Annotated in this window: 4 protein-coding genes; 1 reads left to right on the top strand and 3 read right to left on the bottom strand. The window is 67.9% G+C overall.

Features of this window, described 5'->3' with window-relative positions:
• Window positions 1–21: 21 nt before the first annotated feature.
• Together ACIPIA_RS09400 and ACIPIA_RS09395 are read right to left on the bottom strand one after the other, a co-directional pair.
• The gene (locus ACIPIA_RS09400; protein WP_400508844.1) at window positions 22–1,434 is read right to left on the bottom strand and encodes an FAD-binding oxidoreductase; all 1,413 of its coding nucleotides are present in this window, start codon (window positions 1,432–1,434) and stop codon (window positions 22–24) included.
• A 15-nt stretch (window positions 1,435–1,449) separates the two neighbouring features.
• Complete coding sequence (locus ACIPIA_RS09395) at window positions 1,450–2,739, bottom strand: class I SAM-dependent RNA methyltransferase (RefSeq protein ID WP_400508842.1); 1,290 nt, start codon at window positions 2,737–2,739, stop codon at window positions 1,450–1,452.
• Between the two features lie 202 nt (window positions 2,740–2,941).
• Between ACIPIA_RS09395 and ACIPIA_RS09390 the strand changes: the two genes are divergently transcribed.
• Entirely contained in the window at window positions 2,942–3,988 is a 1,047-nt protein-coding gene (locus ACIPIA_RS09390; protein WP_400508840.1) for a cysteine synthase A, read from the top strand.
• A gap of 258 nt (window positions 3,989–4,246) precedes the next feature.
• On the opposite strand, the gene ACIPIA_RS09385 is transcribed toward ACIPIA_RS09390, so the two are convergent.
• A complete protein-coding gene (locus tag ACIPIA_RS09385) occupies window positions 4,247–5,617 on the bottom strand; it encodes a dicarboxylate/amino acid:cation symporter (protein ID WP_400508846.1) in 1,371 nt (456 codons plus the stop codon).
• Window positions 5,618–5,621: the final 4 nt, after the last annotated feature.

The following is a 5,621-nucleotide window of genomic DNA, read 5'->3' as shown; positions in this document are numbered from 1 at the left end:
GCAAGCTTGGCGCCTGGCGACTCAGCCCTGCGCGAGCATCGCCCCGGGGTTCATAATCCCCTTCGGATCGAGCGTCTGCTTGATGGCGCGCATCAGGTCGAGCTCGACCTGATCCTTCACGCCCGGCAGCAGGTCGCGCTTCAGGCGGCCGATGCCATGCTCGGCCGAGATCGAGCCGTGCAGTTCCGTGACGATGGCGTGGACCGCCTCGTTCATCTCGGCCCAGCGCGCAAGAAAGGCGGGCTTGTCGGCGCCGACCGGCTGGCTGACGTTGAAATGAATGTTGCCGTCGCCGAGATGGCCGAAGGGCACGGGCCGGCAGCCCGGCACCATCGCCTCGACCACCGGGATCGCGCGCTTCAGGAACTCGGGCGTGGCGTGGACCGGCACGGAAACGTCGTGCTTGATCGAGCCGCCTTCATAGGTCTGCACCTCCGACATCATCTCGCGCAGTTTCCAGAAGTCGGCGCGCTGCGTGAGCGATCCAGCCAGCGCCGCGTCGGTGACGATGCCCTTTTCCAGGGCGTCGCCGAGGAAGGCCTCGACATGCTCGTCGAGCCCAGCCGCGGACTGGGCCGAGACCTCCATCAGCACGTACCAGGGCGACGGCTCGGAGAGCGGATCACGCGCGCCGGCAGCATGGCGCAGGACGAAGTCGAGGCCGATGCGCGGCATCAGCTCGAAGGTGGTGAGCGTGCCGCCGGCACCGGCCTTGGCGGCGTTGAGCAGCGCGAGCGCCGCTTCCGGGTCCGGCACGGCAAGGAAGGCCGTCGCGCGCGCCGCCGGCAGGGGGAAGAGCTTCAGCACCGCAGCGGTGATGATGCCGAGCGTGCCCTCGGCACCGATGAAGAGATCCTTCAGGTCGTAGCCGGTGTTGTCCTTGCGAAGCTGGCGCAGCCCGTTCCAGATGCGCCCGTCCGGCAGCACGACTTCCAAGCCCAGGCAGAGTTCGCGGGCATTGCCATAGGCGAGGACTGCGGTTCCGCCGGCATTGGTCGCAAGATTGCCGCCGATGGTGCAGGAGCCCTCGGAGGCGAGCGAAAGCGGGAAGAGCCGCCCGGCCGCCTCGGCCGCATCCTGCGCGCGCTTCAGGGTGACGCCGGCCTCGACGATCATGGTGTCGCCGTCGGTGTCGACGGTGCGGACCTTGTCGAGGCGTTGCAGCGAGAGAATGACCTCCCTGCCCTCGGCGATCGGGATCTGGCCGCCGACGAGGCCGGTATTTCCGCCCTGCGGTACCAGCGTCGTGCCGGTCTCGGCCGCGAGCTTCACCAGTTCGGCGACTTCGGCGGTCGAACCGGGGCGCACGATGCCCTGCGCCTTGCCACGGAAGAGATCGCGCCATTCCTTGAGATAGGGCACCATCGCGTCGGCATCGGTGACGACGTTCTTCGCGCCGACAATGCCGGCCATGCGATCAAGAATTGCGCTCATCCTGAAGCCCTGCCCTCAGCCTTTCCTGCCTCGCCGGAACACGCCGACGAGCTCGACATGGGCGGAATAGCGGAACTGGTCGACCGGCGTCACGCCTTCCAGCGCATATCCGCCCGCAACCAGTGTCGCAGCATCACGCGCGAAACTGCCGGCATCGCAGGAGACATAGATCACGTCCCTGACCTTGGAGGCGGCCAGGCGCTTCGCCTGTGCCTCCGCCCCGGCACGGGGCGGATCGAGCACGACCACGTCGAAGCCGTTGAGCTCATGCTCCAGCAGGGGACGACGGAACAGGTCGCGCGTCTCCGTCGCGATCGGCTTGAGGCCGGGCGTCGCGCCGAAGCCTTTCGCCAGGGCGAGCATCGCAGCCTTGTCGCTTTCGATCGCCAGAACCTGCATGCGCTCGGCGATTCGGAAGCTGAACGGGCCGCAGCCGGCGAAGAGATCGGCGGCGCGCTTGCCCTTCGGCAGCGCAGCCATGACGAGGCCGGCCAAGGCCTCCTCGCCCGCGGCCGTCGCCTGGAGGAAGCCTCCTGCGGCCGGCGCGACCAGCGCCTTGCCCATGCGCTGCAGCGGCGCACGTCGCTCGACGACGATCTCGCCATGATTGGAGAGGCGGGCGAGATCGAGCCGTTCGGCGAGCTGGGTCAGGGCCAACCTGAGCTTGTCGCCGATTGGCCCGTGCCCGCGCATGTCGACGTCGAGCCCGGCTTCCGACGCGGTGACCTGGATATCCAGAGGCTTGTTGGCGCCCCCCATCCGGTTCGCGAGCATCAGCGCGACGGCCGGTGCCCGGTCGAGTCCCGGTGCCAGCACCGGGCAGGTTTCCACGGCGATCAGCTCGTGGCTGCGTGCGGCCATGAAGCCGACGATCATCGCCTCGCCCTGGCGGCGGGCATGGAAGGTCACGCGGCGGCGCCCCTCGCCATGAGCATCGACGAGATCGGCGACCGGTGCCTCGATTCCGGCGCGGCTCAGCGCGGTCACGACCTGGTGGCGCTTCCATTCGCGATAGAGGCCGGGCGCCATGTGCTGCGCCGCGCAGCCGCCGCAGCGGGTGAAGAGGGGGCAGATCGCGGCAATACGGGATTCCGACGGCGCGATGATCTCGACGAGCTGCCCGCGCTCGCCATCGACCACCGCGCGCACGGTCTCGCCCGGCAGCGCGTAGGGCACGAAGATCTGGCCGGAGGCGCCCTGCACGATGCCGTCGCCACGCTGGCCGAGGCGGTCGACGATCAATGTCTCGTTCATGGCGAGCTTCGGGGCGGAATCCTGCGGCGGATTCGTGCGGGCGGCGGGCATGATGACAATCTCCGGCGCGGCGCCGGCCTGCTGATGACGGGAACGAGGCTTTCGCTCGATCACGACGCATCCGGACATTCCCGTCCGCATGCGCAAAACGTGATCGATTCGAAAAGTTTAGAGCATTGCTGCTGCGAAAAACCGGTTCCCACTTTTTCGCGCAATGCTCTATCAGGTCAGGGACGAATTGGGAAATCCGACCATGACCATCCGCGACGGCGTCATCGAAGCGATCGGCAATACCCCGCTCATCAAACTGCAAAGGGCGTCGGCCGAAACCGGCTGCGCCATCCTCGGCAAGGCCGAGTTCATGAATCCCGGCCAGTCCGTGAAGGACCGCGCTGCGCTGGCCATCATCCGCGACGCAGAGGCGAAGGGGCAGCTCAAGCCGGGCGGCGTCATCGTCGAGGGCACGGCGGGCAATACCGGCATCGGCATCGCGCTCGTCGGCAACGCGCTCGGCTATCGCTCGGTCATCGTCATCCCGGAGACGCAGAGCCAGGAAAAGAAGGACATGCTGCGGCTCGCCGGCGCGACGCTGGTCGAGGTGCCGGCCGCGCCCTACGCCAACCCGAACAATTATGTGAAGGTTTCGGGCCGCCTGGCCGAGGCGCTTGCCGCGACCGAGCCGAACGGGGCCGTCTGGTCCAACCAGTTCGACAACGTCGCCAACCGGCAGGGGCATCTCGAAACCACCGGTCCGGAAATCTGGGAGCAGACGGCCGGCAAGGTCGACGGCTTCATCTGCTCGGTCGGCTCGGGCGGCACGCTTGCCGGCGTCGGGATGGCGCTGAAGGCGCGCAACCCCAAGGTCACGATCGGCCTCGCCGACCCGATGGGCGCCGCGCTCTATTCCTACTACACGACCGGAACGCTGAAGGCCGAGGGCTCCTCGATCACCGAGGGCATCGGCCAGGGCCGCATCACCGCCAATCTGGTCGATGCGCCCGTCGACGTCGCCTTCCAGATCCCGGACGCCGAAGCCGTGCAGATCGTCTTCGATCTGCTGGAGCAGGAGGGGCTGTGCCTCGGCGGCTCCTCGGGCATCAACGTTGCTGGCGCGATCCGGCTGGCGAAGCAGATGGGGCCGGGCCACACCATCGTGACAGTGCTCTGCGACTACGGCACCCGCTATCAGTCGAAGCTGTTCAATCCGGATTTCCTGCGCTCGAAGGACCTGCCGGTGCCCGGCTGGCTCGAACGCGACGGCGCGGCGTTGAGGCAGGTCGTGGCGAAGGTGATGGGCTGAGATCCGGCGACATCCAGACGCGTGCTGCCGCCGTCGTTCCGGGGCAGGCCGAAGGCCTGAGCCAGGAACACATGACAAGGCATTGGGCTTGCCGTCATGCTCGCCCTTCTGGCGAGCATCCACGTCTCGAACACGGCCCGGCATCGACGAAGACGTGGATGGTCGGGACATGCCCGACCATGACGGGAGTGCTGCATTGATGGGTTCCGGGCTCGCCGCTTCGCGGCGCCCCGGGATGACGGCGTGGTTCTTATGCCGTCATGCCGCCTTCGCCGCGGCGTCGATTACCTCGATATCGCCGGCGCGATCATACTGCGCCTGGTCGAGCAGGCCCTGGCGCTTGGCGACCAGCGTCGGCACCAGCGCCTGCCCGGCGACGTTCACCGCCGTGCGGCCCATGTCGAGGATCGGGTCGATGGCGAGCAGCAGGCCGACACCGGCCAGCGGCAGGCCCAGCGTCGAGAGCGTCAGCGTCAGCATGACCGTCGCGCCGGTCAGGCCGGCGGTTGCGGCCGAGCCGATGACCGAGACGAAGACGATCAGCACATATTCCTGAATGCCAAGCGGAACGCCGTAGAACTGCGCGACGAAGATCGCCGAGATCGCGGGATAGATCGCGGCGCAGCCATCCATCTTGGTGGTTGCGCCGAGCGGCACGGCGAAGGCGGCGTATTCCCGGGGAACGCCGAGGCTCTTCTCGGTCACGGCTTCGGTCACCGGCAGCGTCCCGATCGACGAGCGCGAGACGAAGGCGAGCTGGATCGCCGGCCATGCGCCCGCGAAGAAGCGCGTCGGCGACAGCCCATGCAGGACGAGCAGCGCGGGATAGACGACGAGCAGCACGATCGCGAGGCCGAGATAGACGGCGAAGGCGTACCAGGAGAGCTGCTCCAGCGTCTGCCAGCCATACTGCGCCACGGCATTGCCGAGCAGGCCGATGGTACCGATCGGCGTCAGCCGGATCACCCACCACAGGATCTTTCGCACGATCGCCAGGAGCGACTCGTTGAAGGCCAGGAAGCTGTTGGCGCGCTCGCCGACCTTCAGCGCGGCGACGCCGACGACGATCGAGATGACGAGGAGCTGCAGCACGTTGAAGCCGAGGCGCGTGGTCGCGGCGCCGCCATCGACCCGCGTCGTCGCCTGCAGGCCGAGCATGTTGGCGGGAACCAGCCCCTTCAGGAAGTCGAGCCAGGAGCCGACCGTGCCGGGCGCCTTGGCGCTGGCCGCGGCCACGCCGGCATTGATGCCGGGCTGGATGATGAGGCCGAGCGCAATGCCGATCAGCACGGCGATGAAGGCGGTGACGGCGAACCAGAGCAGGGTCTGCCAGACCAGCGCCGCGGCATTCGAGAGCTGCCGGAGATTGCTGATCGACGCGACGATCGCCGTGAAGATCAGCGGCGGCACCAGCGCCTGCAGCAATTGCACGAAGATCGAGCCGATCGTCGCGAGCGTGGTCGAGAGCCAATTGGGTTGGCCGGCGGCAACCGGGCCCATCTCGCGCGCGATCCAGCCGAGCGCGAGCCCGACCACCATCGCCGCCAGAACCTGGAAGCCGAAGCTGGAATAGAACGGTTTAGCGCCGGCTGCGGGGGCCGCGCCGGCTGAGGACGTCGTCGTTGTCATGGCA

It is taken from the genome of Allobosea sp. CER48, from assembly GCF_044752385.1.
Lineage (GTDB): Bacteria > Pseudomonadota > Alphaproteobacteria > Rhizobiales > Beijerinckiaceae > Allobosea.
This window is presented reverse-complemented; position numbering and strand designations above follow the sequence as displayed.